24 protein-coding genes and 1 pseudogene are annotated in these 25,752 nt (G+C 68.4%); 20 read left to right on the plus strand and 5 right to left on the minus strand.

Features of this window, described 5'->3' with window-relative positions:
• Positions 1 to 102 precede the first annotated feature (102 nt).
• The 14 genes from xdhC (at position 103) to SJY11_RS19460 (ending at position 12,815) form a co-directional block, all read left to right on the plus strand.
• Positions 103 to 957, plus strand: a complete 855-nt coding sequence (xdhC, locus tag SJY11_RS19395; protein WP_376988379.1) for a xanthine dehydrogenase accessory protein XdhC — start codon at positions 103 to 105, stop codon at positions 955 to 957.
• A complete protein-coding gene (locus SJY11_RS19400) occupies positions 941 to 2,500 on the plus strand; it encodes an ABC transporter ATP-binding protein (RefSeq protein WP_376988380.1) in 1,560 nt (519 codons plus the stop codon). Before xdhC ends, SJY11_RS19400 begins: the two co-directional genes overlap by 17 nt.
• Positions 2,493 to 3,557 carry an ABC transporter permease gene (locus SJY11_RS19405; RefSeq protein ID WP_376988381.1) on the plus strand — a complete coding sequence of 355 codons (1,065 nt, stop codon included), beginning with the start codon at positions 2,493 to 2,495 and terminating at the stop codon, positions 3,555 to 3,557. The genes SJY11_RS19400 and SJY11_RS19405 overlap by 8 nt, the downstream gene beginning before the upstream one ends.
• A 169-nt stretch (positions 3,558 to 3,726) precedes the next feature.
• Positions 3,727 to 4,650: an ABC transporter permease gene (locus SJY11_RS19410; protein ID WP_376988382.1), complete on the plus strand. Its 924-nt coding sequence runs from the start codon at positions 3,727 to 3,729 to the stop codon at positions 4,648 to 4,650.
• A gap of 28 nt (positions 4,651 to 4,678) precedes the next feature.
• Positions 4,679 to 5,761, plus strand: a complete 1,083-nt coding sequence (locus tag SJY11_RS19415) for a BMP family ABC transporter substrate-binding protein (protein WP_376988383.1) — start codon at positions 4,679 to 4,681, stop codon at positions 5,759 to 5,761.
• 281 nt (positions 5,762 to 6,042) lie between these two features.
• Entirely contained in the window at positions 6,043 to 7,212 is a 1,170-nt protein-coding gene (locus SJY11_RS19420) for an ABC transporter substrate-binding protein (protein ID WP_376988385.1), read from the plus strand.
• 176 nt (positions 7,213 to 7,388) lie between these two features.
• The gene (locus SJY11_RS19425) at positions 7,389 to 8,315 is read left to right on the plus strand and encodes a branched-chain amino acid ABC transporter permease (protein WP_376988386.1); all 927 of its coding nucleotides are present in this window, start codon (positions 7,389 to 7,391) and stop codon (positions 8,313 to 8,315) included.
• Positions 8,312 to 9,313, plus strand: a complete 1,002-nt coding sequence (locus SJY11_RS19430) for a branched-chain amino acid ABC transporter permease (RefSeq protein WP_376988387.1) — start codon at positions 8,312 to 8,314, stop codon at positions 9,311 to 9,313. Before SJY11_RS19425 ends, SJY11_RS19430 begins: the two co-directional genes overlap by 4 nt.
• A complete protein-coding gene (locus tag SJY11_RS19435) occupies positions 9,306 to 10,055 on the plus strand; it encodes an ABC transporter ATP-binding protein (RefSeq protein ID WP_376988388.1) in 750 nt (249 codons plus the stop codon). The genes SJY11_RS19430 and SJY11_RS19435 overlap by 8 nt, the downstream gene beginning before the upstream one ends.
• A 126-nt stretch (positions 10,056 to 10,181) precedes the next feature.
• Entirely contained in the window at positions 10,182 to 10,880 is a 699-nt protein-coding gene (locus SJY11_RS19440) for an ABC transporter ATP-binding protein (RefSeq protein WP_376988389.1), read from the plus strand.
• Positions 10,881 to 10,898: 18 nt separating this feature from the next.
• On the plus strand, positions 10,899 to 11,357 hold the full coding sequence (locus tag SJY11_RS19445; RefSeq protein ID WP_376988390.1) for a cupin domain-containing protein: 459 nt from the start codon (positions 10,899 to 10,901) through the stop codon (positions 11,355 to 11,357).
• 113 nt (positions 11,358 to 11,470) lie between these two features.
• Complete coding sequence (locus SJY11_RS19450) at positions 11,471 to 11,797, plus strand: PilZ domain-containing protein (protein WP_376988391.1); 327 nt, start codon at positions 11,471 to 11,473, stop codon at positions 11,795 to 11,797.
• A 136-nt stretch (positions 11,798 to 11,933) separates the two neighbouring features.
• A complete protein-coding gene (locus tag SJY11_RS19455) occupies positions 11,934 to 12,302 on the plus strand; it encodes a PilZ domain-containing protein (protein ID WP_376988392.1) in 369 nt (122 codons plus the stop codon).
• Positions 12,303 to 12,455: 153 nt separating this feature from the next.
• Complete coding sequence (locus SJY11_RS19460; RefSeq protein WP_376988393.1) at positions 12,456 to 12,815, plus strand: PilZ domain-containing protein; 360 nt, start codon at positions 12,456 to 12,458, stop codon at positions 12,813 to 12,815.
• 5 nt (positions 12,816 to 12,820) lie between these two features.
• Here the strand turns inward: SJY11_RS19460 and SJY11_RS19465 are convergent, their stop codons facing one another.
• Complete coding sequence (locus tag SJY11_RS19465; protein ID WP_376988394.1) at positions 12,821 to 14,065, minus strand: flavin-dependent oxidoreductase; 1,245 nt, start codon at positions 14,063 to 14,065, stop codon at positions 12,821 to 12,823.
• 284 nt (positions 14,066 to 14,349) lie between these two features.
• Here SJY11_RS19465 and SJY11_RS19470 point away from each other — a divergent pair, with 284 nt between their 5' ends.
• The 3 genes and pseudogenes from SJY11_RS19470 to SJY11_RS19480 form a co-directional block, all read left to right on the plus strand.
• Complete coding sequence (locus SJY11_RS19470) at positions 14,350 to 14,622, plus strand: HU family DNA-binding protein (RefSeq protein WP_376988395.1); 273 nt, start codon at positions 14,350 to 14,352, stop codon at positions 14,620 to 14,622.
• A 95-nt stretch (positions 14,623 to 14,717) separates the two neighbouring features.
• Positions 14,718 to 15,893: a vWA domain-containing protein gene (locus SJY11_RS19475; protein ID WP_305695790.1), complete on the plus strand. Its 1,176-nt coding sequence runs from the start codon at positions 14,718 to 14,720 to the stop codon at positions 15,891 to 15,893.
• Between the two features lie 30 nt (positions 15,894 to 15,923).
• Positions 15,924 to 15,998 (plus strand): annotated as a pseudogene (locus SJY11_RS19480) (hypothetical protein); the annotation flags it as partial.
• A 46-nt stretch (positions 15,999 to 16,044) separates the two neighbouring features.
• On the opposite strand, the gene SJY11_RS19485 reads toward SJY11_RS19480, so the two are convergent.
• Entirely contained in the window at positions 16,045 to 16,437 is a 393-nt protein-coding gene (locus tag SJY11_RS19485; protein ID WP_376988396.1) for a nuclear transport factor 2 family protein, read from the minus strand.
• Between the two features lie 92 nt (positions 16,438 to 16,529).
• Here SJY11_RS19485 and SJY11_RS19490 point away from each other — a divergent pair, with 92 nt between their 5' ends.
• Entirely contained in the window at positions 16,530 to 17,129 is a 600-nt protein-coding gene (locus SJY11_RS19490) for a hypothetical protein (RefSeq protein ID WP_376988397.1), read from the plus strand.
• 6 nt (positions 17,130 to 17,135) lie between these two features.
• Here the strand turns inward: SJY11_RS19490 and SJY11_RS19495 are convergent, their stop codons facing one another.
• The gene (locus SJY11_RS19495; protein WP_069054442.1) at positions 17,136 to 17,558 is read right to left on the minus strand and encodes a universal stress protein; all 423 of its coding nucleotides are present in this window, start codon (positions 17,556 to 17,558) and stop codon (positions 17,136 to 17,138) included.
• A gap of 226 nt (positions 17,559 to 17,784) precedes the next feature.
• Between SJY11_RS19495 and SJY11_RS19500 the strand changes: the two genes are divergently transcribed.
• Positions 17,785 to 19,023 carry an MFS transporter gene (locus SJY11_RS19500; protein WP_376988399.1) on the plus strand — a complete coding sequence of 413 codons (1,239 nt, stop codon included), beginning with the start codon at positions 17,785 to 17,787 and terminating at the stop codon, positions 19,021 to 19,023.
• Between the two features lie 18 nt (positions 19,024 to 19,041).
• Here SJY11_RS19500 and SJY11_RS19505 read toward each other — a convergent pair whose 3' ends face one another.
• Entirely contained in the window at positions 19,042 to 19,362 is a 321-nt protein-coding gene (locus tag SJY11_RS19505) for a 2Fe-2S iron-sulfur cluster-binding protein (protein WP_376988400.1), read from the minus strand.
• A 113-nt stretch (positions 19,363 to 19,475) separates the two neighbouring features.
• On the minus strand, positions 19,476 to 19,814 hold the full coding sequence (locus SJY11_RS19510) for an Hpt domain-containing protein (RefSeq protein WP_376988401.1): 339 nt from the start codon (positions 19,812 to 19,814) through the stop codon (positions 19,476 to 19,478).
• A gap of 264 nt (positions 19,815 to 20,078) precedes the next feature.
• Here SJY11_RS19510 and SJY11_RS19515 point away from each other — a divergent pair, with 264 nt between their 5' ends.
• Positions 20,079 to 25,685 carry an apolipoprotein A-IV repeat region-like domain-containing protein gene (locus SJY11_RS19515; RefSeq protein ID WP_376988402.1) on the plus strand — a complete coding sequence of 1,869 codons (5,607 nt, stop codon included), beginning with the start codon at positions 20,079 to 20,081 and terminating at the stop codon, positions 25,683 to 25,685.
• The last annotated feature ends 67 nt before the right edge of the window (positions 25,686 to 25,752 follow it).

Below are 25,752 nucleotides of genomic sequence, written 5' to 3' on the forward strand. Positions count from 1 at the left end.
CGCTCCGCCTGGTGAGCGCTCGCCAAGCGGCACCACCCCCATCCCCAACCCTTCCCCACAAGGGGGAAGGGAGGGACCTCGCCGGCCGAGCGACAGCCCGAGATGACCCTCTCCGCCTTCCTCTCGGAGCATCTCCGCGACGGCGTCATTCTCGCGACGATCACCCGCGCCGCCGGCTCGACGCCTCGCGAGGCGGGCGCGGCGATGGCGGTATCCGCGACCGGCGCGGCTGGCACGATCGGCGGCGGGCAACTTGAGTTTCATTCCATCGACACGGCGCGCGAGATGCTCGCGAGCGGCGAGCGCGAACGCCGTCTCGACATCCCGCTCGGCCCCCAGATGGGCCAGTGCTGCGGCGGGCGGGTGGAGGTTTCGCTCTGGCGCGCGACATCGGCGGACCTCGCGATGCAGGTGGCGCGCGAGCGGGCCGAGGCCGAGGCGCGCCCGGCCGTGCTGGTCTTCGGCGCCGGGCATACCGGGCGGGCCCTGGTCCAGGCTCTGGCGCTTTTGCCCTTCCAGTTGACGCTGATCGACGATCGCGACGGTGTGATGGACGGACTGCCGGCGGCGGTGACCTGCATCCGCATGGCCGATCCGGTCGCGGCCGTCGCCACGGCGCCGACCGGCGCGGCCCATGTCGTGCTCACGCATAGCCACGCGCTCGACTACCGGCTGGCCGAGGCGGCGCTGCAGCGAGGCGATGCCTCTTATGTCGGGATGATCGGCTCGGCGACCAAGCGCGCGCGCTTCGAGGCCGGCTTCCTGCGCACCGGGGGGCGACGCGAGGCGCTGTCGCGCCTCACCTGCCCGATCGGCGGAAGCGATGTGGACGACAAGCGGCCTGAGGTCATCGCGGCCTTGACGGCCGCCGAACTGGTGCGGAGTTTGCTTCGGAAACAACAGGCTTCCCGCGGAGCCGGAGCGGAGGAACGGGCCGGCCATGACGCAACCGCCTGACCAGAAGGTTCGCCCCCGGCTCGCCCTGTCGGGCATCTCCAAGAGTTTTCCCGGCGTGAAGGCGAACGAGGACATCAGCCTCAGCGTCCGTCCGGGCGAGATCCATGCGCTGCTCGGCGAGAACGGTGCCGGCAAATCGACCCTGGTCAAGATCATCTACGGCGTGCAGCAGGCCGACACCGGGACCATCGCCTGGGATGGCGCGCCGGTCGCGATCGCCTCGCCCAAGGTCGCGCGGCGGCTGGGCATCGGCATGGTCTTCCAGCACTTCTCGCTGTTCGACGCGATGACGGTGATCGAGAACATTGCGCTCGGCCTCGACGAGGCCTGCGACAGCGACGAGTTGAAGGGCCGCGTCGCGGCGATCCTGGAAAGCTACTCGCTGCCGCTCGACCCCGAGCGCGAGGTCCATACGCTATCGGTCGGCGAGCGCCAGCGCATCGAGATCGTGCGCTGCCTGCTCCAGAATCCCCGGCTGCTGATCATGGACGAGCCGACCTCGGTGCTGACGCCGCAGGAGGTGGACAAGCTCTTCGGCACGCTGCGCCAGATCGCCTCGCAGGGCTGCGCGATCCTCTACATTTCGCACAAGCTCCATGAGATCAAGGCGCTGTGCGAGGCCGCCACGATCCTGCGGGCTGGCCGGGTCGTGGCGACCTGCGACCCGCGCATCGAGAGCACGAACCGTATGGCCGAGCTGATGATCGGCGCCGAGTTGCGCCAGATCGCGCATGGCGGAAGCGACGGCGCCGGGCCGGTGCGGCTGTCGGTGTCCGGGCTGACGCTGCCGGGCGAGCCGCCCTTCGGCACCGACCTGCGCGGGGTGGCCTTCGAGGCGCGGGCCGGCGAGATCCTGGGCATCGCCGGCGTCGCCGGCAACGGCCAATCGGAGCTTCTGACCGCCCTGTCCGGTGAACGGCCAGCGAACGGGGCGGATGCGATCATGCTCGACGGCAAGCCCGTGGGGCGGCTGGATGCGGGCGCGCGCCGGGCGCTCGGGCTCTGCTGCGTGCCGGAAGAGCGCAACGGCCATGCCGCGGTCCCCGATTTCTCGCTCGCCGACAATGCGATCCTGACCGCGCGCCACCGCCTCCCGCTGACGCCGCTCGGGCTGATCAGCACGGGAGACGTCAACCGCTTCGCCGACTCGGTGATCAAGCGCTTCGACGTCCGCACCACCGGCACCGCGGCGCTCGCCCGCTCGCTGTCGGGCGGCAATCTCCAGAAGTTCATCATGGGCCGCGAGATCGGCCAGTCTCCGGCCGTGCTCGTCGTCAGCCAGCCGACCTGGGGCGTGGATGCGGGGGCCGCTGCGGCGATCCGGCAGGAACTGGTCGATCTAGCCGCGAACGGCTCGGCGGTGGTGGTGATCTCGCAGGATCTCGACGAGCTGCTCGAACTCGCCGACCGGCTCTGCGTCATCAACGAGGGCCGGCTCTCAGCCCCGCGCGCGGTCGCCAGCCTCGGGATCGACGAGATCGGCCTGATGATGGGCGGGGTGCATGGGGCGGCGGCGGCGCCGGGAGCGCCGGCCCATGCTTGAATGGCGCCGCCGCCGCGAACCGAGCACGATGATGCTCTGGCTCAGCCCGCTGATCGCGATCGGGCTGACGATGCTGCTCGGCATGATCGTCTTCACGGCGATGGGCTATGACGGCTTCCACGCGGTGGAGAGCATCTTCGTGACGCCCTTCGTCGAGCCGCAGCGCTGGCCCGATCTCGGCGTCAAGGCCGCCCCTCTGGTGATGATCGCGCTGGGACTCGCCATCGGCTTTCGCGCCAATGTCTGGAACATCGGCGCCGAGGGCCAGTACATCATGGGCGCGATCGCCGGCACGGGCGTGGCGCTGGCGACGCATGAGATGACCGGCTGGTGGATCCTGCCCGCGATGGCATTTGCCGGCGTGCTCGGCGGCATGGCCTGGGCGGCGGTGCCCGCCTTCCTGCGCGTCCGCCTGCAGGTCAGCGAGATCCTGACCAGCCTGATGCTCACCTACGTGGCGGTACAGGGCCTCTATTACCTCGTGCGCGGTCCCTGGAAGGACCCGGACGGCTTCAACTTTCCGCAGACGCGGATGTTCGGGGCCGACCAGACCCTGCCGGCGATGATGGAGGGCTCGCTCGTCCATCTCGGCATCCCTGCTGCGCTCCTGATCGCGCTCGTTGCATGGCTCTTGATGGAGAAGACGACCGCCGGCTATGCGGTCAAGGTCGTGGGGCTCGCGCCCGCCGCCGCGCGCCATGGCGGCTTCAGCGCCGACCGGGTGACCTGGGCGACGCTGCTGGCGGGCGGCGGGCTCGCTGGGCTCGCCGGGCTGTTCGAGGCGGCCGGCCCCTTCGGCCAGCTCACACCCCAATTCCCGACCGGCTACGGCTTCACCGCGATCATCGTGGCCTTCCTGGGCCGGCTGAACCCGCTCGGCATCGTCTTCGGCGGCATCGTGCTGGCGGCGACCTATGTCGGCGGCGAGATCGCGCAGACGACCGTGCGCCTGCCGCAGGCGGCGACGGGCATGTTCCAGGCGCTGCTGCTGTTCGTGCTGCTGGCAACCGACGTGCTGGTGAAATACCGCATCGGCTGGAAGGTGCGGGCGGCATGAGGGCGCGGGCACGCACGCTTGTCATTCCGGGGCTTCGCGCAGCGAAGAACCCGGAACCCACGACCGGGCGAGACCACCCGGCTGGGCGGGACGAAAGACGAGACGCTCACCCGGTCGTGGTTTCCGGGTTCGCGCCTTTGGCGCGCCCCGGAATGACGAGGGGCGGAGCATGACCACCGCCATCCTCGTCTCGATCCTGATGACCCTCGTCGCCGCCTCGACGCCGATCCTGCTGGCGGCGCTGGGGGAACTCGTCACGGAAAAGGCCGGCGTCCTCAATCTCGGCGTCGAGGGCATGATGCTGTGTGGCGCGGTGGCGGGCTTCGCGGTCGCGTTCAGCACCGGCAGCACGATGCTCGGCCTCCTGGCGGCGATGGTGGCGGGCATGGCCACCGCGATGGTGTTCGCCGTGCTGACGCTGTCGCTGACGGCCAACCAGGTCGCCACCGGCCTCGCCCTGACCATCTTCGGCATCGGCGCCTCCTCGCTGATCGGCGCGGGCTTCGTCGGCCGGACGATCACGCGGCTCGGCCCGGTGTTTCCGGCCGCGCTCTCGGAGCATCCCCTGCTGCGCGCCGTCTTCGGCCACGATATGGTGGTCTATCTCTCGCTCGCGCTGGTGCTCGGCGTCAGCCTGTTCCTGCGCAAGACGCGGCCTGGCCTGATCCTGCGGGCCGTCGGCGAGAACGACGCCTCGGCCCATGCGATCGGCTACCCCGTCATCGCCATCCGCTACGCGGCGATCGCCTTCGGGGGGGCGCTGGCGGGGCTGGGCGGGGCCTATTTCTCGCTGGCGCTGACACCGATGTGGGCCGACGGGCTCACCGCGGGCCGCGGCTGGATCGCACTCGCGCTCGTCGTATTCGCCGCCTGGCGGCCGGGCCGCCTGCTGCTCGGCGCCTATCTGTTCGGTGCGGTGATGACGCTGGAGCTCCAGGCCAAGGCGGCCGGCATCACCTGGCTCGCGCCCGAGCTTCTTGCGATGACGCCCTATCTTGCGACTGTCGCGGTTCTGACCATGATGTCGCTAGGCCGCAGATCGGGCCGGCTCAACGCGCCGGCCTGTCTCGGCAAGCCTTTCTCGGCGTCGTGACGCCGCCCCGCAACCGGAGACCACATTCATGACCTCGATCATCACCCGCCGCCGGTTCAATTTCGGTGCCGGCGCCAGCGCCGCCGCCCTGCCCCTGCTCGGCACGGGCGCGCGGGCCCAGGCGCCGCTCGGCGTCGGCTTCATCTATGTCGGCCCCATCGGCGACCACGGCTGGACCTGGACGCATGACCAGGGCCGGCTCGCGCTGGAGAAGGAATACGGCGCGAAGATCAAGACCAGCTTCATCGAGAAGGTCGCTGAGGGCCCCGACGCCGCGCGCGCGATCCGCCAGCTCGCCCAGGCCGGCAACCAGCTGATCTTCACGACCTCGTTCGGCTTCATGAATCCGACGATCCAGGTCGCCAAGCAGTTTCCGAAGCTGAAATTCGAGCACGCGACCGGCTATCAGCGCGCCGATAACGTCGCGACCTACAATGCCCGCTTCTACGAGGGCCGCGCGGTCATCGGCACGATCGCCGGGCACATGTCGAAGTCGGGCCAGGCCGGCTACATCGCCTCCTTCCCGATCCCCGAGGTGGTGATGGGCATCAACGCCTTCACGCTCGCTGCCCGCAAGGTGAACCCGAACTTCAGGACCAAGGTGATCTGGGCCTCGACCTGGTACGATCCGGCCAAGGAGGCCGACGCCGCCAAGGCGCTCATCGACCAGGGTTGCGACATCATCACCCAGCACACCGACTCGGCGGCGGCGCTGCAGGCGGCCGAGCAGCGCGGCGTCTTCGCCTTCGGCCAGGCCTCCGACATGAAGGCCTTCGCGCCCAAGGCGCATCTGACCGCAATCGTCGACGACTGGTCCGGCTACTACATCAAGCGCGTCAAGGAGGTGATGGACGGCAGCTGGAAGAGCGGCGACGTCTGGCACGGCATCAAGGACGGCATGGTCAAGATCGCGCCCTACAATGACGCCGTGACGCCGGCTGCGCGCGCCGCCGCCGACGCGGTCACGAAGGGCATCGTCGCCGGCACGCTCCACCCTTTCACCGGGGAGCTGAAGGACCAGAAGGGCGAGGTCCGCCTGAAGGCCGGCGAGACCGCGTCGGACGCGATCCTGTCCAAGATGGACTGGTATGTGGACGGCGTGCAGGCGTGAGGCCTGTCATTCCGGGGCGTCGCGTAGCGAAGAACCAGGAACCCACGACCGGGCGAGCGTTTGCGAACGCTATCGGCACGGGTTTGACCCCGTAGTAGGTTCCGGGTTCGGCCTTTCAGGCCGCCCCGGAATGACGGCGAGGGGGCTGTCCAACATTCTTGCAGCGGCCCCCTTGCAGATATTTTAAGCTTGAAACAATATGCCCTCATCGCGCGGTCAAGGAGGTCGAGGGGACCCCTGTCGCGCTGTCGCTTTCTCGTTCGTCCCGGGAGGACATCGACATGACGCTCAAATTCTCGCTTTCGCTCGGCGCCGGCCTGCTCGCACTCGGCATCGCTTCCGCTCAGGCGCAGGAGCCGCTGAAGATCGGCGTCGTCAGCGTGCTGACCGGCCCGGCTGCAGCACTCGGCCAGCAGGTGCGCGACGGCTTCCAGCTCGCGGTCGACCAGAACGGCGGCAAGCTGGGCGGCGTGCCGGTGCAGATCACGGTGATCGATGACGAACTCAAGCCGGATGTCGCGGTCGGCAAGGTCAAGGGCTATGTCGAGAGCGCGAAGGCCGATTTCGTGGTCGGCCCGGTGTTTTCGAACATCCTCGGCGCGATCGCCAAGCCCGTGCTGGATTCCGGCGCCTTCCTGATCTCACCCAATGCCGGCCCGTCGACCATGGCCGGCAAGGGCTGCCACCAGAACTTCTTCGTCACCTCCTACCAGAACGACCAGGTGCACGAGGTTCTCGGCAAGCATGCCCAGGACCAGGGCTACAAGCGCGCCTACATCATCGCGCCGAACTACCAGGCCGGTAAGGACTCGCTCGCCGGCTTCAAGCGCTATTTCAAGGGCGAGATCGTCGACGAGGTCTATGCGCCGCTGACCTCGATGGATTTCGCCTCCGACCTCGCCAAGATCGCCTCGACCAAGCCCGACGTGGTCTTCGCCTTCCTCCCGGGCGGGTTGGGCGTCAACTTCGTCAAGCAGTGGTCGCAGGCCGGCCTTCAGGGCAAAATTCCCTTCCTCTCAGCCTTCACGGTCGATGAATCGACGCTGCCGGCGCAGCAGGATGCAGCGGTTGGCCTGTTCGGCGGCATGACCTGGGCGCCCAACATGGACAACCCGCAGAGCAAGAAATTCGTCAGCGCCTATGAGGCGGCCTACAAGATCGTGCCGGGTTCCTACGCGATGCAGGCCTATGACGCGGCCATGCTGATCGACTCTGCCATCAAGGCAGCCGGCGGCACGGCCGACAAGGACAAGATCCGGGCCGCCCTGAAGAAGGCCGACTTCACCTCTCTGCGCGGCAAGTTCAAGTTCAACACCAACGGCTACCCGATCCAGGACTTCTACCTGGTCAAGGCCGCCAAGCGCGCCGATGGCAAGTTCCAGACCGAGATCGTCTCGAAGGTCTTCGCCGACTATGCCGACCCGCACGCGAAGGACTGCGCGCTGAAGTGATCTGACGCAGCGGACCAACACATCCGCCGCCGTCATCCCGGACCAGCCGCGAAGCGGCGCCGATCCGGGATCCATCGAAGGGCCTCGTACTCGACGATGGATTCCGGGTCTCCGCTTCGCTGCGCCCGGAATGACGGCCGAGGTTGATCGCAAGGGCACAGCGAGCCACCGATCCCATGACCACCGGCCTCCTCATCGTCCAGATCCTGAACGGCCTCCAGCTCGGCATCCTGCTGTTCCTGGTCGCCGCCGGGCTGACGCTCGTCTTCGGCGTGATGGACTTCATCAATCTGGCGCATGGCGTGCAGTACATGCTCGGCGCCTATCTTGCGGTGACCTTCGTCGGCATCACCGGCAGCTTCGTGCTCGGGCTGGTGCTGGCGCTGGCGGCCGCGCTGGTGATCGGGCTCGCGCTCGAGTTCCTTGTCTTTCGACATCTCTACGCCCGCGACCATCTCGACCAGGTGCTGGCGACCTTCGGGCTGATCCTGCTGCTGAACCAGGGCGTGAAGATGCTCTGGGGTGCCGCGCCGCTCTCGGTGCCGGTCCCGTCCTTCCTGTCGGGCAATGTCGCGCTGCTCGACGGCATCCTCTATCCGACCTACCGCTTCGCGCTGATCGGCTCAGGGCTCGCCGTCGGCGCCCTGCTCTGGTTCGTCGTCGAGAAGACGCGCACGGGCATGCTGCTGCGGGCCGGCGCCTCGAATGCGCCCATGGTTTCGGCGCTCGGCGTCGACATCAACAAGCTCTTCATGATCGTCTTCGCCTTCGGCACGATGCTGGCGGCCTTCGCCGGCGCCATGGCGGCCCCGATTCTCTCGGTCGAGCCCGGCATGGGCGACAACATCCTGATCCTCGCCTTCGTCGTCATCGTCGTCGGCGGCATCGGCTCGATCCGGGGCGCCTTCGTCGGGGCCCTGATCGTCGGCCTCGTCGACACGCTCGGCCGATCCTTCATGAACGACCTGCTGCGGCTGTTCATGAGCGCCCCCTCGGCCCGGGCGGCGGGCGCAGCCCTGTCCTCGATGCTGATCTATCTCGTCATGGCGATCGTGCTGTTCGTCCGACCCGAGGGGCTCCTGCCCTCGAAGGGCCGGGCATGAGCGAGGCGACCACGACCCTGCCCGGGCCAACTGCACGGGCGCTGCCCCTGCCCGCGCGGCGTGTCCTGCTGATCCCGGTCCTGCTCTTCGGGCTGCTGGCGCTGCTGCCGCTCGCGGTTGCGCTCGGCCTGCCTTCGCACTGGCTGACGCTAGTGACGCGGGCGATGATCTTTGCCATCGCGGCGCTTTCGCTCGACCTCATCCTCGGCGTTGGCGGGCTGGTCTCCTTCGGCCACGCCGCCTTCGTCGGGATCGGGGCCTATGCGACCGGGATCATGATCACGGAAGGTCTGGCGGAGACCCTGCTGATCCTGCCCGTGGTGCTGGCGGTCTGTGGTCTCTTCGGGCTGGTCACGGGCTATGTCTCGCTGCGCACGCGCGGCGTCACCTTCATCATGATCACGCTGGCCTTCGGGCAGATGGTCTATTTCCTGGCGCAGGCGCTGTCCGCCTATGGCGGCGACGACGGGCTGACGCTCTACCAGCGCAGCACGGTGCTGGGCTTCGATGCGTTCCGCAGCCGCACCGGCTTCTTCTACATCGTGCTCGGCGTGCTCCTGGCGTGCTACCTCCTCGTCCGCGTGATCGTCGCCTCGCGCTTCGGCCGTGTCCTGCGCGCCGCGCGTGAGAACGCCACGCGCGTCTCCGTCACCGGGTTCCAGGTCTCGCAGGTACGGCTCGTCGCCTATGTGATCAGCGGGCTGATCGCGGGCCTGTCCGGCTTCCTGCTCGCCAACCAGACCGAGTTCGTCAGCCCGGCCTTCATGTCCTGGCCGCGCTCCGGCGAGCTCATCTTCATGGTGGTGCTCGGCGGCGTCGGCTCGCTGCACGGCGCCATCATCGGGGCGCTCGCCTTCCTCTTCGCCGAGGACATCCTCGCCGGCTGGACCGAGCACTGGAAGGTCATCTTCGGGCCGATGATCGTGCTCTTCGTGCTGTTCACGCGCGGCGGGCTGGTCGGGCTGATGCGCAAGCTCGGGGCCGGCCGCGATGACTGAGCCCGTGCTCGTCCTCTCCGGCATCCAGAAGGCCTTCGGCGCGCTCAAGGTGACCGACGGCGTCAGCCTCTCGGTCTCGCCGGGCGAATTGCACGCCCTGATCGGCCCCAACGGCGCGGGCAAGACAACACTGGTCCACCAGATCTCGGGGATGCTGCGGCCCGATACCGGCAGCATCCGCTTCCGCGGGCAGGACATCACGGGCTTCTCGCCCGAACGGCGAGCCCGGGCGGGGCTCGCCCGGACCTTCCAGATCACTTCGACGATCCCGTCGCTCTCGGTGCTGGAGAATGTCGCGCTCGGGGCGCAGGCGCGGGCGGTCCATCCGCTGGCGCTGTTTCGCCACGCGGCCCGGGACGAGGCGCTGAATGCGCCAGCCTGGGCGGCGCTCGAGGCCGTCGGCCTCACCGAGCGCGCCCATGTCCTGGCCGGGCGGCTGTCGCATGGCGAGAAGCGCGCGCTCGAGATCGCGATGGCGCTGACGCTGGAGCCGGCCGCGATCCTGCTGGACGAGCCGCTCGCCGGCGTCGGCCGCGAGGAGGGCGAGCGGCTGATCGCGCTGCTCGCCAGCCTGAAAGGCCGCTACGCCATGCTGCTGGTCGAGCACGACATGGAGGCGGTTTTCGCACTGGCCGACAGCGTCAGCGTGCTGGTCTATGGTCGCGTCATCGCCTCGGGCGAGCCGGCGGCGGTTCGCGCCGACCCGGCGGTCCGCGAAGCCTATCTCGGCGAGGAGAGGTGATGAGCAACCACCTCAATCGTCATTGCGAGCGAAGCGAAGCAATCCAGGGGCGGCAGAGCTCTACGCCCCCCTGGATTGTTTCGTCGCTGTCGCTCCTCGCAATGACGAACAGCGAGGAGACGTAGGATGCTCGTCGTCGAGGGGCTCGATGCCGGCTATGGCGAGGCGCAGATCCTGTTCGGGGTCGATCTCGCGATCGGCGAAGGCGAGGTGGTGACGCTGCTCGGCCGCAACGGCATGGGCAAGACCACGACCATCCGCGCGATCATGGGGCTGATCCCGCCCAAGGCCGGCCGGGTCAGCGTCGCCGGGCGTGACCTGACAGGCGCGCCCGCCTTCCGGATCGCGCAAGCCGGCATCGGCCTCGTGCCCGAGGGGCGCATGATCTTCCCGACGCTCTCCGTCGAGGAGAACCTGATCGCCACCGCCGCCAGCCGCTTCGGCAAGGCCCGCTGGGACATCGAGCGGATCTACGCCTTCTTCCCGCGCCTGAAGGAGCGCCGCGCCAACCGCGGTAACCAGCTCTCCGGTGGCGAGCAGCAGATGCTGGCGATCGGCCGGGCCCTGATGACCAATCCCCGGCTGATCATCCTGGACGAGGCGACGGAGGGTCTGGCGCCGATCATCCGCCAGGAGATCTGGGCCTGCCTTGCCGCGCTCAAGGCCGAGGGCGAGTCGATCCTGGTGATCGACAAGAATGTCGATGCGCTGGCCAAGATCGCCGACCGCCATGTCGTGCTGGAGAAGGGCCGCGTCGTCTGGCGCGGCAGCAGCGACGACCTGCGCAGCGACAGCGCGGTCAAGGACCGCTTTCTGCATTTCTGACGAGCGAGGACATCTGCGATGAAGCCACTGACCGCCGGCGTGACCCGGGCCAATGAGGGGCTCGATTCGATTTCCTGGAACATCCTCGGCCAGACCTATGTGCCGAAGTCGCTGAGCGAGGACTCCTTCTCCTGGCACGCGACCTTCCCGCCCGGCACCTTCGTACCGCCGCATATCCACACTACGCAGGATGAGTTCATCTACATGCTCGAGGGGCGGCTCGACCTCGTCCTCGACGGGGCCGAGAGCCATGCCCTGCCGGGCGACCTGATCCGGCTGCCGCGCAATGTCCCGCACGGTCTCTTCAACAAGAGCGAATCCACCGTGAAGTGCCTGTTCTGGGTGGCGCCGACGGCGCGGCTCTACGACCTGTTCTGGGGCATCCACTCCATGGCCGAGCAGAATCCTGCCGATGTCGTGGCGCTCTCGGCCAAGCACGAGGTCGATTTCCTGCCGCCGCCGCCCGACGGCGCCTGACGAGTGCGGGGTAAGGTTAAGCGCGGGTAAAGGCTGCACGGACGGCCGGTTTGCGGCAGTTTCACCGGCACGACGCCTCCGATTTCCCGGAGGTCTTTTGCGGGAGCCTGCCGATGATCGCCGATCGCCGCCTCCAGGCGCGCAGCCGCCTCCACCAGCCGGCTCGGCTCGTGTTCAACGGCGAGCAGTCGGTGCTGGCCTGCACCGTGCGCAATCGCTCGCAGACCGGCGCGATGGTGAGGATGGCGGACTGGATCGAGCTGCCGGACACCTTCGAACTCGACATCCAGGCCGGCGACAGCCGTCGCGTCCGCCAATGCTGGCGGCGCGGCGACGATGTCGGAGTCGCCTTCCTGACGCCCGAGGAGACCCGGCCGAGCGAGGTCATCTCGCTGGCGGAAGCCCGTGCCCGCCGGGCTGGCCGCAGCGATCCGGCCTGAGCCCGCCGTCTTTCGCGCATCCGGGCGACTGATCGTTAAACATTGAACGAGCCAGCTGCTGCAGCGCAGCGCGGACTCTGGCATGGTCACTTCGAGGCGGCATGGGCCGCCCGATGAAGACGGCCGGGATCGAGCCATGACCACGGAGCGGCGCCAGACGCCACGGTTGCGCTCTCTTCTGGGCGCGCGAGCGCGCTACAACCAGAAGCGCGCGACCCTGGACTGCGTCGTCCGCAACATCTCCGATGGGGGCGCCCTCATCGTGGTGCCGGACTCGGTGCTCCTGCCCTCCGATTTCGAACTCGAGATCGCCCAGCGCCAGTGCTGCTACCGGGCCCATGTCCGTTGGCGGACGGGCACGCGCATCGGCGTCTCCTTCGAGTCCGAGACGGTTCCGGAGACCGCAAACCCTGCGGAAACCGACGTCGCGATGCGGCTGCGCATGGCCGAGCGGGACAATGCCCGCATGAAGAGCCGCATCCAGCAACTGACCGAAGCCGGCTGACGGCCGGGACTCGCCCGCCAACTCGGCGGGTCGAGGAGGCGCGTCGCCACCGCGCGGCGCGTTAAGGTTAACAGAAGGTTAAGCCGGCTTCATTCCCTGATCGCTGTTACTGTTTATCGCAGTAATCGACATGACGTTAGGGAATTTAATACTATGATTGTTGAGCGACGAAAGAAACAACGCCTCCGATCTCTGCTGGGAGGTCGCATCAGTTTCAACCAAAAGAACTGCACACTCGACTGTGTCGTCCGCAATGTTTCAGATGACGGGGCGCTGCTGGTGATTTCCGACTCCATCGCGCTGCCGATCGCCTTCGATCTCGACATCGCGCGCCATCAGCGCTCCTATGTCGCGCGGATCCGATGGCGCGACGGCGAGCGCGTCGGCGTCGCCTTCGAGGCCCCTTCCAGCGGCGAAGTCGTGCCGCTCGACATGGCGCGACGCCTGAAGCACTGCGAACAGGACAACGCCCGGCTGAAGAGCCGCATCCGGCAACTGACCGAAGCCGGCTGAACGGCTCAGCTCCGCCGCGCGAGTTGCTCCTGCGAGAACCCGGCCTTGCCGGCATAGGACTTCACGATCGCCTCGCGCTTGGCATAGCTCAGGACTCGCTCGACATCGTCGAAGCCGTTCGGCGCCAGTTGCTCGACGGCGTCGATGACGCGCTCGGGGCCGCCCTTGCGGTTCAGCGCCACGATCTCCGCCGTCGCCGGCAGGCGCTGTGCCTCATAGGCTGCAAGCGCGTGGCGCGGATGCTCCGAACGGACCAGCGCATCGGACAGGCAGCGCGCGTCGAGGATCGCCTGGGACGCCCCGTTCGAGCCGACCGGATACATCGGATGGGCGGCATCGCCGAGCAGCGTGACGCGGCCATGGGTCCAGCGCGGCAACGGGTCCCGGTCGCACATCGGGTAATCCCAGAATCCGGGGCTCGCCTGGATCAGCCCGAGAATGTCGACGCCGGGCACGGTGAAGCGGCGCGCGAAGGGCAGCACGTCCTCGAGCCGCCCAGGCTTCGACCACGCCTCCTTCGGCGGCGGCTTCGCGGGATCGCCTGTGCGGATGTTGACGACCCAGTTGGTCAGCCGGGTCTGGGCCGTCTTGCCCTTGGCGATCGGGTAGAGCACCAGCTTGCCGGCCATGCCGCCGGCGACGATCATGCTCTCCCCGTCGAGGAAGACGGGCCAGTCGCAGGCGCCGCGCCACATCTGCACGCCGTACCAGCGCGGCGGCCCCTGGTCGGGGAAGTAATGGGCACGCACCATCGAGTGGATGCCATCGGCCGCGACGAGAATGTCGCCGCGTGCGGTCTCGCCCGTCTCGCCCCGACGCGAATCGGCGAAGTGAGCGGTGACGCCGCCCTCGTCCTGGATGAAGCCCTGCAGCCGTCGGCCGGTCCGGACCGCGCCGTCGCCCAGCCGCGCCACGACGGCGTCGCGGATCACCGCCTGGAGGCGCCCGCGATGGATCGAGAACTGCGGCGTCGGGGCGCCCGCATGCAGACCGCGCGGCTCGCGCCAGACCGTCTGGCCGAAGCGGTTCATGTAGACCAGTTCGCGGGTGCGGATCGCGACGGCGTCGAGCGCCGGCAGCAGGCCGAGATCGGCCAGTTCGCGGATGGCGTGCGGCAGGGTGTTGATCCCGACGCCGACTTCCCGGATCTCGCTGGCCTGCTCGTAGACGACCGCGCCGATCCCACGCGCCTGCAGCATCAATGCGAGCGTCAGGCCGCCGATGCCGCCTCCGACGATGATGACCTTCATGCCGCTTCCCCAGAACCCTCGATTATTTCAAGCTTGAAATAACAGGCGCAACCTTGTCAATCACACCGGATCGAGACGCCCTTTGGTTGCGTCGGCGCCACAATTCGCGGAACGAACGCGAATTCTGTGCGTATCTAGCCGCGCGGGCATCGCCTTTCGACGGTGGTCGTGGCAACAGCCGCAGCCGCATCGTGTGGCCTGCGGCCTTCGCGCTGCGTTTTCGGACGGGCCGGACGACCCTTCGCGTCGCGTGATGCCCCACAACGCTCCCCATGGAGGATTTCATGACCAAGAATGAACTGATCGCCGCCATTGCCGATGAGACCGGCAAGCCGAAGACGGACGTCTCCGCCATCCTGGCCTCGCTCGGCACCGTCGTCGCGAAGACCCTGAAGGCGGGCGACGACATCACGCTGGGTGGCGTCGGCAAGTTTTCGGCCGCCAAGCGCGAGGCTCGCGAGGCCCGCAACCCCTCGACCGGCGCCACCATCAAGGTTCCGGCCAAGACCGTCGTGAAGTTCAAGGTCACCAAGGATCTCGCCGACGCCGTGGCGTGATCGCCCCAGCCCTGCCGTCGTTCCGCGCCGCTGATCGGCCGGAACCACGGCCGGGTCCGGCTTGACCCCGGCGCGGGGCGCGCCAGAGTAGCGCGATGTTCCTGCGACTCTTCACCGATCTGCGGGCCGCCAAGGTCCCCGTCACGCTGCGCGAGTATCTCGCGCTGCTCGAGGGCGTGGAGGCCGATCTGGCCGAGCACCGGGTCGAGGATTTCTATCACCTCGCCCGCTGCTGCCTGGTGAAGGACGAGCGTCATCTCGACCGCTTCGACCAGGTCTTCGGACAGGTCTTCAAGGGCCTGGAGACGCTGGGCCAGGCGGTCGAGGCGCAGGCCATCCCCGATGAGTGGCTGCGCAAGCTGGCCGAGAAATACCTCACCGACGCCGAGAAGGCGCAGATCGAGGCACTCGGCTGGGACAAGCTCTTCGAGACGCTGAAGCAGCGCCTCGCCGAACAGAAGGGCCGCCACCAGGGCGGCTCGAAATGGATCGGCACCGCCGGCACCTCGCCCTATGGCGCCTATGGCTACAATCCCGAGGGCGTCCGCATCGGGCAGGACGGCAACCGGAATTTCCGGGCGGTGAAGGTCTGGGACAAGCGCGAGTTCAAGGACTTCGACGACACGCGCGAACTCGGCGTGCGCAACCTGCGCATCGCGCTGCGCCGCTTGCGCAAGTTCGCCCGCACGGGTGCGGCCGAGGAACTCGATCTCGATTCGACGATCAGCGAGACGGCAAGGCATGGCTATCTCGACGTGAAGCTGCGGCCCGAGCGGCGCAATGCCGTGAAGGTCCTGCTCTTCCTGGATGTCGGCGGCTCGATGGACTGGCACATCGAACTGGCCGAGGAGCTGTTCTCGGCGGCGCGGGCCGAGTTCAAGCATTTCGAGCATTTCTACTTCCACAACTGCCCCTATGAGCGGGTCTGGCGCGAGAACCGGCGCCGGCACGACCAGACGATTCCGACGCTGGAACTGCTGCGGACCTATCCGGCCGATTACCGCGTCGTCTTCGTCGGCGACGCCTCGATGAGCCCCTACGAGATCGCGATGCCCGGCGGTTCGGTCGAGCACTGGAACGAGGAGGCCGGGGCGGTCTGGATGGAGCGGATCACGGGCCGCTTCCCGAAATCGGTCTGGCTCAACCCGGTGCAGCAGCATCTGTGGAGCTACACCCAGTCGATCCGGCAGATCGGCTCGCTCATGGGCGGGCGGATGTTCCCGCTGACGCTCGACGGTCTCGACGGGGCGATGAAGGTGCTGGCGCGGTAGCGGGCGCGCCAAATAGATGATTTTGCAATGATGCCGCTCAGGAAATTGCCCGATTTTTCAAGCGAAGCTGACGAACAAGCCTTTTGGGCGACCCACGACTCCAACGATTATGTCGATTGGAGCAAGGCAAGACGGGTTCGTTTTCCGAACCTCAAGCGGGCGTGCCTTGGTGAAACCGCAGCCGCCAGCGTCCCTGATCCCGAACCCATATCGAACTCCTCAGGGATTGCTCCTCGTTCGGATCAGATGTCGACCGGCGAGCGGACCGATAAGTGAGCAGCGCGACCGTTTCACCAAGCAAGCTGATCCGAAAATCAAAAGCTCGTCTGACGAACATCGGCCTTTCACCCGCAAGCGCAGCGATCGTCTGGTCGCGATCATAAATCCCGCCCGAGCGGGCGAATTCCACGAAATCATCGGCAAGCAGTTCACCGACGGCCTCGCCTGAGGTGCGCCAGCCTGGGGATAGGAGCTTTTCCTCCTGCTCGATGAGCAAGGCCAGCAGAGCCCCGTTGCCGGCGCCGGTGTCTGTCGCTTCGTTCATCGCACCTCCTCTCGGCCACCACCGCCGAACCAAAGCAATTGCCGCTTTGATGGCCAGAGACAAGCTTGGGGCAAGCCGCTATGGCTCGCGCCATGACGCTGATCGCAGACGACGACACCCCTCCACCCTCCTGGCGCCAACGCGCGCGTCCGGTCGGCTTCGAGATCTCCTATCAGCTGGAAGGCGACACGCTCGTCGTCGATTCCACGCGGAAGGTCGATCGCGTCCGCCTCTCGGCGGTCGAACAGGTCCGGTTCGTCTATGCGCCGAGCAATCTCAGCTCGAAGGGCTTCAAGACGCAGCTGCGCCTGTCCGACGGCAAGACCATCACCTTCGGCAACCTGTCCTGGCGCTCGCTGACCGAGATGGACCGTGACGACGCCGGCTACCACGCCTTCGTGAGCGCGCTGGCGGCCGCAATCGCCCAAGCCAATCCACGCGCGCGCTTCGTCGCCGGCAAGCCGTCGCTGCTCTGGATCGCGCTGGCGACGGTCAGCACGCTGTCCCTGCTGATGCTCGCCTTCTTCACCGGCCGCGCGTTGCTGCAGGGCGCCTATTCGACCGCCCTGCTCGGCCTGTTGCTGGCAGCGGCCTCCTATTGGCAGGTCATGCCCATGGTGACGCTGAACAAGCCGCGCGAACTCGCGCTCGGCGAGGTGCCTGATGACCTCGTCCCGGGCCGGCGCGCCTGACGCCGCTCAGCGGACGACCAGCACCGAGCATTTGGCCCGTCGCACGATCGACGAGGCATTGGAGCCGATGACATAGGCGAGAATGCCGGGTTCGTGCGAGCCGATCACGACGAGATCGGCCCCGCTCGCATCGGCCTCCGCCAGAACCTCGCCATGGACAGAGCCGATCAGCACCTTGGCGGAAACCTGCGCCTCGGGAAGGTCGATCTTGGCGGCGATGGCGGCGAGCTTCGCCTCGGCATCCTCCTGCTGCTCGGCGTCGAACCCCGCCGGCACGAATTCCATATAGGTGACCGGCACGAGCGAGCGGACATAGACCAGCCTGACGGCGCCGCCCGACGCCTTGGCGAAAGAGGTGGCGGCGGCGATGGCGGGCTCGGCCATCTCCGGCTCGGCGATGTCGACGGGAACCAGAATCGACTTGTACATTTCGCTCTCCTCGCTGCTGCGTGAGCCATCCTAGGGCCTGCGGCGGCCGGCGCGATGATCCAGCGCAAAAGGACGCTTCGGGCTTTGCCCTCGGTGCGGCGCTGGCGCGCCATGCACGGGACCACGCTACCCAACGTTGCCCGGCCATTCTAGAAGGGATTCCCTGCGGGCCTCGGCCCTGCCTTGCCGCGGTGATCTCCTCCGCACTCCCCGAACGGGCCCTGCGATGTCCGACACCGCCTCCCGGCAGCCCCGCCCCGCCGCCTTCCTGACGTCGCCCACCGTCTTCCTGATGACGCTGGCCTTCATCAACTGGCTCGGCTTCGCCAGCTGGAGCGCGCTGCTGAACAATTTCGCCAAGGAGGCGGCCGGCTTCTCCGGCGCCGATATCGGCATTCTGCAGTCGGTCCGCGAGATTCCAGGCTTCCTCGCCTTCACCGCCATCATCCTGTTCTGGTTCATGCGCGAACAGATGCTGGCCTATGTCAGCCTGGTGACGCTCGGCATTGGCGTCGCGGTGACCGGCTACCACCCCACGCTGGGCGGCCTGCTGCTGACCACGACGATCATGTCGATCGGCTTCCACTATTACGAGACGGCGCAGCAGTCGCTGCAGCTCCAGCTGCTGCCGAAAAAGGAAGCGCCGCGCCTGCTCGGCCGCATCGCCGGCGCCTCGGCGACGGCCCAGCTTCTCGCCTTCGGGTCGATCGCGGTGGTCTGGCGGGTGTTCCAGCCGGGCTATATCGTGGTTTTTCTCGTCGCCGGCGGGTTGGTCGTGGTCCTCGCGCTGCTCGCCTGGCTGCTGTTTCCGCGGTTCGAGGGCACCGTTCCGCAGAACAAGGGCTTCGTGCTGCGCAAGCGCTACTGGCTCTACTACGCGCTGACCTTCATGTCGGGCGCCCGGCGGCAGATCTTCATGGCCTTCGGTGGCTTCCTGCTGGTCGAGCGCTTCGGCTATGACGTCTCGGCGACCGCGATGCTGCTGCTGGCGACCTATGGCATCAACACCTTCATGGGCCCCGCCTTGGGGCATCTCGTCGGCCGTGTCGGCGAGCGCGCCACGATCCAGCTCGAGAACGTCTCGCTGGTCGTCGTCTTCGTGGGATATGCGCTGGCCAGCCAGGGCCATTTCGCCGGCTGGGGCGTCTTCGTCGCGGGCGCGCTGTTCATCGTCGATGGGGTGTTCTTCACGCTCACCCTGGCGCAACGCACCTATTTCCAGAAGATCGCCGACCCGGCCGACATTGCACCGACCTCGGCGGTGGCCTTCACGATCAACCACATCGCAGCGGTGTTCCTGCCGGTGACCTTCGGCCTGATCTGGCTGCGCGACCCGGCGATCGTGTTCTACATCGGCTCCGGCGTGGCGATCGTCTCGCTGAGCCTGGCGTTCCTGGTGCCGCGACATCCGGCTCCGGGGGCGGAAACGACCATGTCCCCCGCCCTGCCCGCCGCCGCCGAGTAGACCGGCCGGTCCGGGCGCTCAGCCCTGGCGCGACGGGGTGCGGACGACGAGGCCGTCGAGATCGTCGCGCAGCTTGATCTGGCAGGAGAGGCGCGAAGTCGGCTTCACCTCGAAGGCGAAGTCGAGCATGTCCTCTTCCATCGGCTCGGGCCGGCCGGCCTTCGCCGTCCAGGCCTCGTCGACATAGACATGGCAGGTCGCGCAGGCGCAGGCGCCGCCGCACTCGGCCTCGATGCCCGGCACGCCGTTGCGAATGGCGACTTCCATCACCGTGGCCCCGGCTTCGCCCTCGACCGTCCGGCTCTCTCCGTGCGCGTCGATGAAGGTGACCTGCGGCATCTCGAACTCCAGCATGCGAGGGGACGCGCTCGCCTTAGAGCATTTCCAACCGGCGGGGAACGCCCTTTGCGTGATCCCGCCCTGCGGCGGATCGGTGCGGGCGCCCGCAGCGCTCAGGCTGCGCTGTCGAAGCGACCGATGACCGCACGCGCCTCGGCAGCGGCCAAAGCGAGCGTGTCCATGGCCGCCTCGGTCCGTCGTGCGTCCGCCTCGGCGATCCGCTGCTCGATGGCGTCCGCGGCCTCGGCGACCTGCCAGGCTCCAACGGCCCTGGCCGCCCCCTTGAGGGTATGGGCCGCGTCCATCCGGGCGCGCGAATCCTCGGCCTGGTGGATCGTGCGCAGATGATGGACGCATTGCTGGGCGAACAGGGCGAGAAGCTCGCGCTCGAGTTCGTGGTCGCCGCCGGTCTGACGGGCGAGATGGACAAGATCGATGGCGGACTGGGGCATCAAAGGCTCGAAAATGGCGGTTCTGGCGGTTCGCGGCGACGGTCGGCGCAGACTTCAGAAAGCGCCGTCATGGTGAACGAGGCGTTAACGACGTTTGTGAATCGGCACGGCAAACGGGTTCCCAATGCTATGAGCGTCAACTACCCTTCCAATTGGTAAATGATGGGCGCAGTGTTTCTCCCCCTGCCGGACCAGAGGCGGTCCGTGCCCAAGGGGCGAAACGCGATCGGGCGTTCCTCGAGTAGCGTGGCGAGGCGGCACAGCATGAATCGGCAAAAGAAGCTCCAGGATCCGACGGAAGCCGCGATGTCCGCGATCGAGGAGGCCCTCCGGCTCGACCAGCCGAAGGCGGGCTCCGAGAGCGAGCCGGCCACCGAGCCCAAGCTTCCCGCCACCACCGAGAACGACCTGAAGCTCGAGCTGCCGCGCATCGAGCAGCCGGCGCCGCAGCCGGCTGCAGCCGCCGCGCCGCCGCCCCGGCCCGCGATCGCACCCGACACCAGCCGGGTCGCCAATGACGACCGGCGCGATTCCACCTCGCTGGTCCAGGCCTTTTCGGTCCGGCCTTCGGCCAAGCCCTACTGGTTCGCCGCGCTCGCCACGCTGACCTGGCTCGGTGGCGCCGCCTTCGTCCTCAACAGCCGCCTCGGCGCCACCGAGGGTGGCGTGCCGGACCGTCTCGCGGCCTTCGGCGTCGGCGAGTGGACGCTGATGGCACTGGCGATCGGCGCGCCGGTCGTGTTCTTCTTCGTGCTGGCGGCGCTCTATCGTCGCACGCAGGAAATGCGTCTGGTCTCGCGGGCCATGACCGAGGTCGCCTTGCGGCTGGCCGAGCCCGAGGTGGTGGGGGCCGATTCCGTCCTCTCGCTGAGCCAGACCATCCGCCGCGAGGTCGCGGCGATGGGGGACGGCATCGAACGGGCCGTCGCCCGTGCCGGCGAGCTGGAGACGATCGTGCGCGGCGAAATCGCCACGCTCGAGCGCGCCTATGCAGACAACGAAATCCGCCTGCGGGCCCTGATCGACGAGCTGGTGACACAGCGCGAGGCGGTCGTCGGCAATGCCGAGCGGGTCAAGTTCGCGATCAGTGGCGCCCATGAGAACCTGTCGAAGGACCTCGACAACGCCAGCCGGACGATCGCCGAGGCCGTCGCCCAGGCCGGCGACCGGGTCACCGGCTCGCTCGGCGAGAAGGGCGACCAGATCACGCTGGCGCTGGGACGCGCCGGCGAACGCATGATCGACGAGATCAGCGGCCGCGGCAGCGAACTGGTGGAGCGCCTGCAGGTCACCTCCGGGGAGGTCAGCGAAAGGCTGTCGGGCGCCAGCGACGGCCTCTCTACGCTGCTCGACGGCCGTGCCCGCGACATCGCCTCCTCGCTGGAGCGCACCGGCGCCGCCCTCGCCGAAGGCCTCGCCACGGGAGCGCGCGACGTCACCCGCGCCATCAGCGAGACCGGTGCGCAGGTGGTGGACACGCTGACGACCCGCGTCGACACCGTGAACCAGACGCTGCGTGCGACCGGCGAAACGCTGGCGCAGGACATCGCCGCGCGCGGGACCGAAGCGGCCGAGCGCTTCGAGAGCAGCAGCCGCAGCATGGTGGCGCTGATCGATGACCAGAGCGAGGCGCTGCGGGTGCGGCTGGCCGAGACCGGCGAGAGCCTGCGGGCCTCGCTCGCCGAGGAAGGCGACAGCGTCACGACCCGCCTCGCCGAGGTCGGTCGCGGCGTGAACGGCCTGCTGGCGCGCCAGAACGAGCTCATCGCCTCGCGCCTCCTCGAGGTCGGCGAGAGCGTCAACACGCTGATCGGCTCGCAGAGCGAAAGCCTGGTCGCGCGACTGAACGACACCGCCCGCACGGTCGACGACATCCTGCGCGAGCGCAGCGACGCCATCATCCTGCGCGTCGATGAGGCCGGCCAGTCGCTCGGCGACACGGTCGGACGGCGCGGCGAGGAACTGGCGACGCGCGTCGCCTCGGTGACCGATGGCCTGCAGAGCGTGATCGACGAGCGCGGCGGCCAGCTCGTGACGCGTCTGTCGGAAACCGGCGAGACGGTGCAGTCCATGCTCGGCCACCAGGCCGAAGATCTCGTGTCCCGCGTGTCCGGCACGGGCGCGGATGTCGCCAGGCTGCTGGACGGGCAGAGCGAGGCGCTCGTCGCCCGGGTTTCCGGCACAGGCGCGGATGTCGCTAGGCTTCTGGAAGAGCAGAGCGAGGCGCTCGTCGCTCGCGTGTCCGGCACAGGCACGAACGTCGCCAGCCTGCTGGCTGGCCAGAGCGATGCCCTGGTGTCACGTGTGTCGGGTGCGGGGGCCGAGGTCGCCAAACTTCTCGACAATCAGAGCGAAGCCCTCGTCCTGCGCCTCGGTGAGGCCGGCGAGCAGGTGAACGGGCTGATCGGGCTGCAGAGCGATGCGCTGGCGGCGAGCCTGTCCGAGACTGGCACGCGTGTCGGCGCGCTGCTCGACGAGCAGGCCGCCGCACTGACGGTGAAGCTGTCGCAGGCCGGCCTCGAGGTGAAGGACCTGCTGGGTAACGAGAGCCAGGCGCTGGTGACGCGCGTCGCCGATGTCGGCCGCTCGGTCCACAGCGTGCTGGCGGAGCGCAGCAGCGCCCTGATCACGCGTCTGGCGGAGACCGGCGACAGCCTCGACCAGCGGCTCGACGAGCGCGGCGCGGCGCTGGCCGCCCGCCTCACGGACGCCGCCGAGACCGCGCAGGGCGCGCTCGAGCAGCAGCAGAGCGGCTTCCTTCTGCGCCTGTCCGAAACCGGCGAGCAGGTCGGCACGCTGCTGGGCGACCAGCGCGAGAGCCTGTTGCGCGATCTCGTCAGCGCGGGCCATGAGGTCCACACGCTGCTCGGCGAGCAGAGCGAGGAGCTGGCGCGCCGCCTGGGCGATGCCACCCGCGCCCTGACCGAGACCATCAATGTCGACGGTCGCGACGTCGCCGACCGCGTCACCGAGGCGACGCGCGGGCTGCGCGAGACCTTCACCGTCCATGCCGAGGAAGCCCGCACGCTGCTCGCCGGAACCGGCAAGGAAATCGTTCTGGCGCTGACCCAGCAGGGCGGCCGCGTCAACGAGGCCCTGTCGGCCAATGCGGAATCGATGCTGCGCTCGGTCGAAAGCCGTGCCCAGGCACTGACAGAGGCCCTGGCCGGCCGCCACGACGCGCTGACTCGCCTGTTCGACGAGCAGGGCCGCGAGATCGAGACCACGATGGGCGCGCGCCTGAGCGCCTTCGCCAGGCTCTTCGAGACCGAGGGCCGACAGGTCGAGACCGCACTCGGCGACAGGCTGGCGGCCTTCGAGGACGTCATCGTCCACAAGGGTGGCGAACTCACGGGTCGCCTCTCCGACGATACGCGCGCGCTGACGCTCGCCGTCACCAGCGGCATCGAAGGCGTCGAGAAGCTGATCGGGCAGGACGGCATGGCCTTGGCCGACCGGGTCGGAACGCGCGCCGCCGAGGCGGCCGCGATCCTCGCCGATCGGACGCGCGAAGCCACCGACGCGATGGAAAGCCAGATCAAGCTGTTCGAGGAGCGTTCGGGCGCCAAGAGCGCCGAGATCGCCACCTCGCTCGACAGCCTGATCGCGCGCATCGACGGCAATCTCGGCTCGCGTGCGACGGCGCTGAACGAGGCGCTGGTCGAGCGCACCGTCGACATCGCCCGCGTCCTGGCGGAGGGCGGCCGCGAGGTCACCCGCGCGCTTGCCGCCAAGGCGGACGAGATCGGCGAGGTCGTCACCTCCAAGAGCGAGTCGCTCACCCGCACGCTCAGCGAGAAGGCCGATACGATCAACGCCACGCTGGGCGGGCGGGCGCTGCAGATCGCCGATACGCTGGACCGCAGCGTCGCGCGCTTTGAGGAGCGCGTCGTCAACCGCCTCGACACCGTCTCGGGCACGCTGGACCAGCGCGGTCAGCAGATCGCCGAGACGCTGCAGTCCAAGTCCGACTCGATCTCGTCGGCGCTCGGCGCCCGCGCCGAGGAACTGCGCGTGCTGTTCGACGACAAGGGCGGCGGCATGGTCGTGGCGCTGGGCCAGCGTGGCGAGTCGATCGCCAACGAGGTCGCCAATATCGGCGAAACCGTCGTGCGCGCCATCGAAACCCGCGGCTCCTCGATCATCGAGGGCCTGCGCGAGCGGGGCACCGCGATCACCACGGCGCTGGACAATTCGTCGAGCGCGCTCCGCGACACGCTGGAGAACGGCACCCGCCAGTCCGTCGAGGCGCTGGTCGCCACCAACGAGCAGCTGCGCGGCGAGCTCGGCGGCATGCTCGGGCGCCTCGGCGAGGCCAACAAGCTGATGCAGCAGATCGTCAACGGCGCGAACAAGAACCTCGCGGCCGTCGAGGGCGGGCTGTCGGCCCGCGTCGGCGACCTGCAGAGCGTGATCGCCACCGTGATGGACGAGACCGGCAAGGCTTCGCAGCAGATCGCCACCCAGATCGGGGAGCTGAAGGCGTTCTCCGAGGGCACGCTGCGCGAGACGGCCGTGCTGATCGGCCAGCTCGACGACAAGGGGCACGCGCTCGGCGAGGTCACCCAGACGAGCGCCGCCGCCCTGCACTCGGTCACGGGCCGCCTGGAGCAGGTCGAGGCGCGCGTCGGCAAGGCGCTGGCCGATCGCAAGCAGTCGCTGGAAGAACTGCACGGGTTGATTGCGGCACGGACGGACGATGTCGAATCGATCACGCGCTCCTTCGCGGCCCTGATGGATGAGTCGCTCAGCACGGCCGAAGGCCGCGCCCGCCAGATCGGCGCCGTCCTCAACGACTCCGCGGAGACGACGACCAGCGCCATCGCCCAGCAGTTCGAGCTGATCCGGACCGCGACCGGCAAGGAACGCGACCGCACCGCCCAGGCGCTACGTCAGGCCTATGAGCAGGTCACCAGCGAGGTCGGTGGCGAACTCGCCAAGGTGACCGAGCGTTTCCAGGTCGCGGCGCAGGACATGCGCGGTGTCTCCGCCGAAATCCAGCGCGAGCTGGAGGAGACGCGCGCCGAGCTGAAGCGTGGCGTGCTCAACCTGCCGCGCGAGACGCAGGAATCGACCTCGGCCATGCGCCGCGTCGTCGCCGAGCAGATCAAGGCGCTGAACGAGCTGACCGAGATCGTCACCCGCTCCGGCCGCCGCAGCGACGTCGCGCTACCGGTCGATGCCGGCCAGAGCCGCCGTTCGGCCCCCGCGGCCACCCTCCCCCGGCAGGAGCCAGCCTACACCACCGTGACGCAGGCCCGCATGCCCGTGGCGGAGCCCCTGCTGCGGCCCTCGCTCGACGCGGCACCGGAGACGGCCGAGCCCGCGCCGCGCGCCGAACTGCGCCAGAGTCTGCCGCCGCGGCCGGCTCCGGCCCCCGCTCCGGCTCCCGCCCCTGCCGCAGAGCTGCCGCGCCGGCCGGCCGCAGCCGAACCGGCTGTCCCCGCCAAGAGCGGCTGGCTTTCGGACCTGCTGAACCGCGCCTCGCGGGAGGAGAAGGCCCCCGAGACGCCCAAGCCGACCGCGCATTCGATCGAGCGGCTCGATTCGCTCTCGGTCGACATCGCCCGGATGATCGACCATGACGCCGCCGTGGAGCTCTGGGACCGCTACAAGCGCGGCGAGCGCAACGTGTTCACGCGGCGCCTCTACACGCTGCAGGGCCAGCAGACCTTCGACGAAATCCGTCGCAAGTACCGCCGCGACAACGAGTTCAAGGAGACGGTCGACCGCTATATCGACGAGTTCGAGCGCCTGCTGGCGGAGGCCGCCAAGGACGACCGCGACTCGATGGTGGCCAAGACCTACCTGACCTCGGAGACCGGCAAGGTCTACACGATGCTCGCCCATGCGAGCGGGCGCTTCGAGTAAGCGCCAAACGGGTCGACGAAGATGAAAAGGCCGCTCTTTCGAGCGGCCTTTTTTTGTTGGCGGGAGA

Origin of the sequence: Allobosea sp. R86505 (assembly GCF_042466375.1) — a bacterium.
Lineage (GTDB): Bacteria > Pseudomonadota > Alphaproteobacteria > Rhizobiales > Beijerinckiaceae > Allobosea.

What these genes read in the sequence shown, in the direction of transcription:
- xdhC (WP_376988379.1), top strand. Translation starts at nt 103, where the DNA reads ATGACCCTCTCCGCCTTCCTCTCGGAGCATCTCCGCGACGGCGTCATT.
- SJY11_RS19400 (WP_376988380.1), top strand. Translation starts at nt 941, where the DNA reads ATGACGCAACCGCCTGACCAGAAGGTTCGCCCCCGGCTCGCCCTGTCG.
- SJY11_RS19405 (WP_376988381.1), top strand. Translation starts at nt 2,493, where the DNA reads ATGCTTGAATGGCGCCGCCGCCGCGAACCGAGCACGATGATGCTCTGG.
- SJY11_RS19410 (WP_376988382.1), top strand. Translation starts at nt 3,727, where the DNA reads ATGACCACCGCCATCCTCGTCTCGATCCTGATGACCCTCGTCGCCGCC.
- SJY11_RS19415 (WP_376988383.1), top strand. Translation starts at nt 4,679, where the DNA reads ATGACCTCGATCATCACCCGCCGCCGGTTCAATTTCGGTGCCGGCGCC.
- SJY11_RS19420 (WP_376988385.1), top strand. Translation starts at nt 6,043, where the DNA reads ATGACGCTCAAATTCTCGCTTTCGCTCGGCGCCGGCCTGCTCGCACTC.
- SJY11_RS19425 (WP_376988386.1), top strand. Translation starts at nt 7,389, where the DNA reads ATGACCACCGGCCTCCTCATCGTCCAGATCCTGAACGGCCTCCAGCTC.
- SJY11_RS19430 (WP_376988387.1), top strand. Translation starts at nt 8,312, where the DNA reads ATGAGCGAGGCGACCACGACCCTGCCCGGGCCAACTGCACGGGCGCTG.
- SJY11_RS19435 (WP_376988388.1), top strand. Translation starts at nt 9,306, where the DNA reads ATGACTGAGCCCGTGCTCGTCCTCTCCGGCATCCAGAAGGCCTTCGGC.
- SJY11_RS19440 (WP_376988389.1), top strand. Translation starts at nt 10,182, where the DNA reads ATGCTCGTCGTCGAGGGGCTCGATGCCGGCTATGGCGAGGCGCAGATC.
- SJY11_RS19445 (WP_376988390.1), top strand. Translation starts at nt 10,899, where the DNA reads ATGAAGCCACTGACCGCCGGCGTGACCCGGGCCAATGAGGGGCTCGAT.
- SJY11_RS19450 (WP_376988391.1), top strand. Translation starts at nt 11,471, where the DNA reads ATGATCGCCGATCGCCGCCTCCAGGCGCGCAGCCGCCTCCACCAGCCG.
- SJY11_RS19455 (WP_376988392.1), top strand. Translation starts at nt 11,934, where the DNA reads ATGACCACGGAGCGGCGCCAGACGCCACGGTTGCGCTCTCTTCTGGGC.
- SJY11_RS19460 (WP_376988393.1), top strand. Translation starts at nt 12,456, where the DNA reads ATGATTGTTGAGCGACGAAAGAAACAACGCCTCCGATCTCTGCTGGGA.
- SJY11_RS19465 (WP_376988394.1), bottom strand. Translation starts at nt 14,065, where the DNA reads ATGAAGGTCATCATCGTCGGAGGCGGCATCGGCGGCCTGACGCTCGCA.
- SJY11_RS19470 (WP_376988395.1), top strand. Translation starts at nt 14,350, where the DNA reads ATGACCAAGAATGAACTGATCGCCGCCATTGCCGATGAGACCGGCAAG.
- SJY11_RS19475 (WP_305695790.1), top strand. Translation starts at nt 14,718, where the DNA reads ATGTTCCTGCGACTCTTCACCGATCTGCGGGCCGCCAAGGTCCCCGTC.
- SJY11_RS19485 (WP_376988396.1), bottom strand. Translation starts at nt 16,437, where the DNA reads ATGAACGAAGCGACAGACACCGGCGCCGGCAACGGGGCTCTGCTGGCC.
- SJY11_RS19490 (WP_376988397.1), top strand. Translation starts at nt 16,530, where the DNA reads ATGACGCTGATCGCAGACGACGACACCCCTCCACCCTCCTGGCGCCAA.
- SJY11_RS19495 (WP_069054442.1), bottom strand. Translation starts at nt 17,558, where the DNA reads ATGTACAAGTCGATTCTGGTTCCCGTCGACATCGCCGAGCCGGAGATG.
- SJY11_RS19500 (WP_376988399.1), top strand. Translation starts at nt 17,785, where the DNA reads ATGTCCGACACCGCCTCCCGGCAGCCCCGCCCCGCCGCCTTCCTGACG.
- SJY11_RS19505 (WP_376988400.1), bottom strand. Translation starts at nt 19,362, where the DNA reads ATGCCGCAGGTCACCTTCATCGACGCGCACGGAGAGAGCCGGACGGTC.
- SJY11_RS19510 (WP_376988401.1), bottom strand. Translation starts at nt 19,814, where the DNA reads ATGCCCCAGTCCGCCATCGATCTTGTCCATCTCGCCCGTCAGACCGGC.
- SJY11_RS19515 (WP_376988402.1), top strand. Translation starts at nt 20,079, where the DNA reads ATGAATCGGCAAAAGAAGCTCCAGGATCCGACGGAAGCCGCGATGTCC.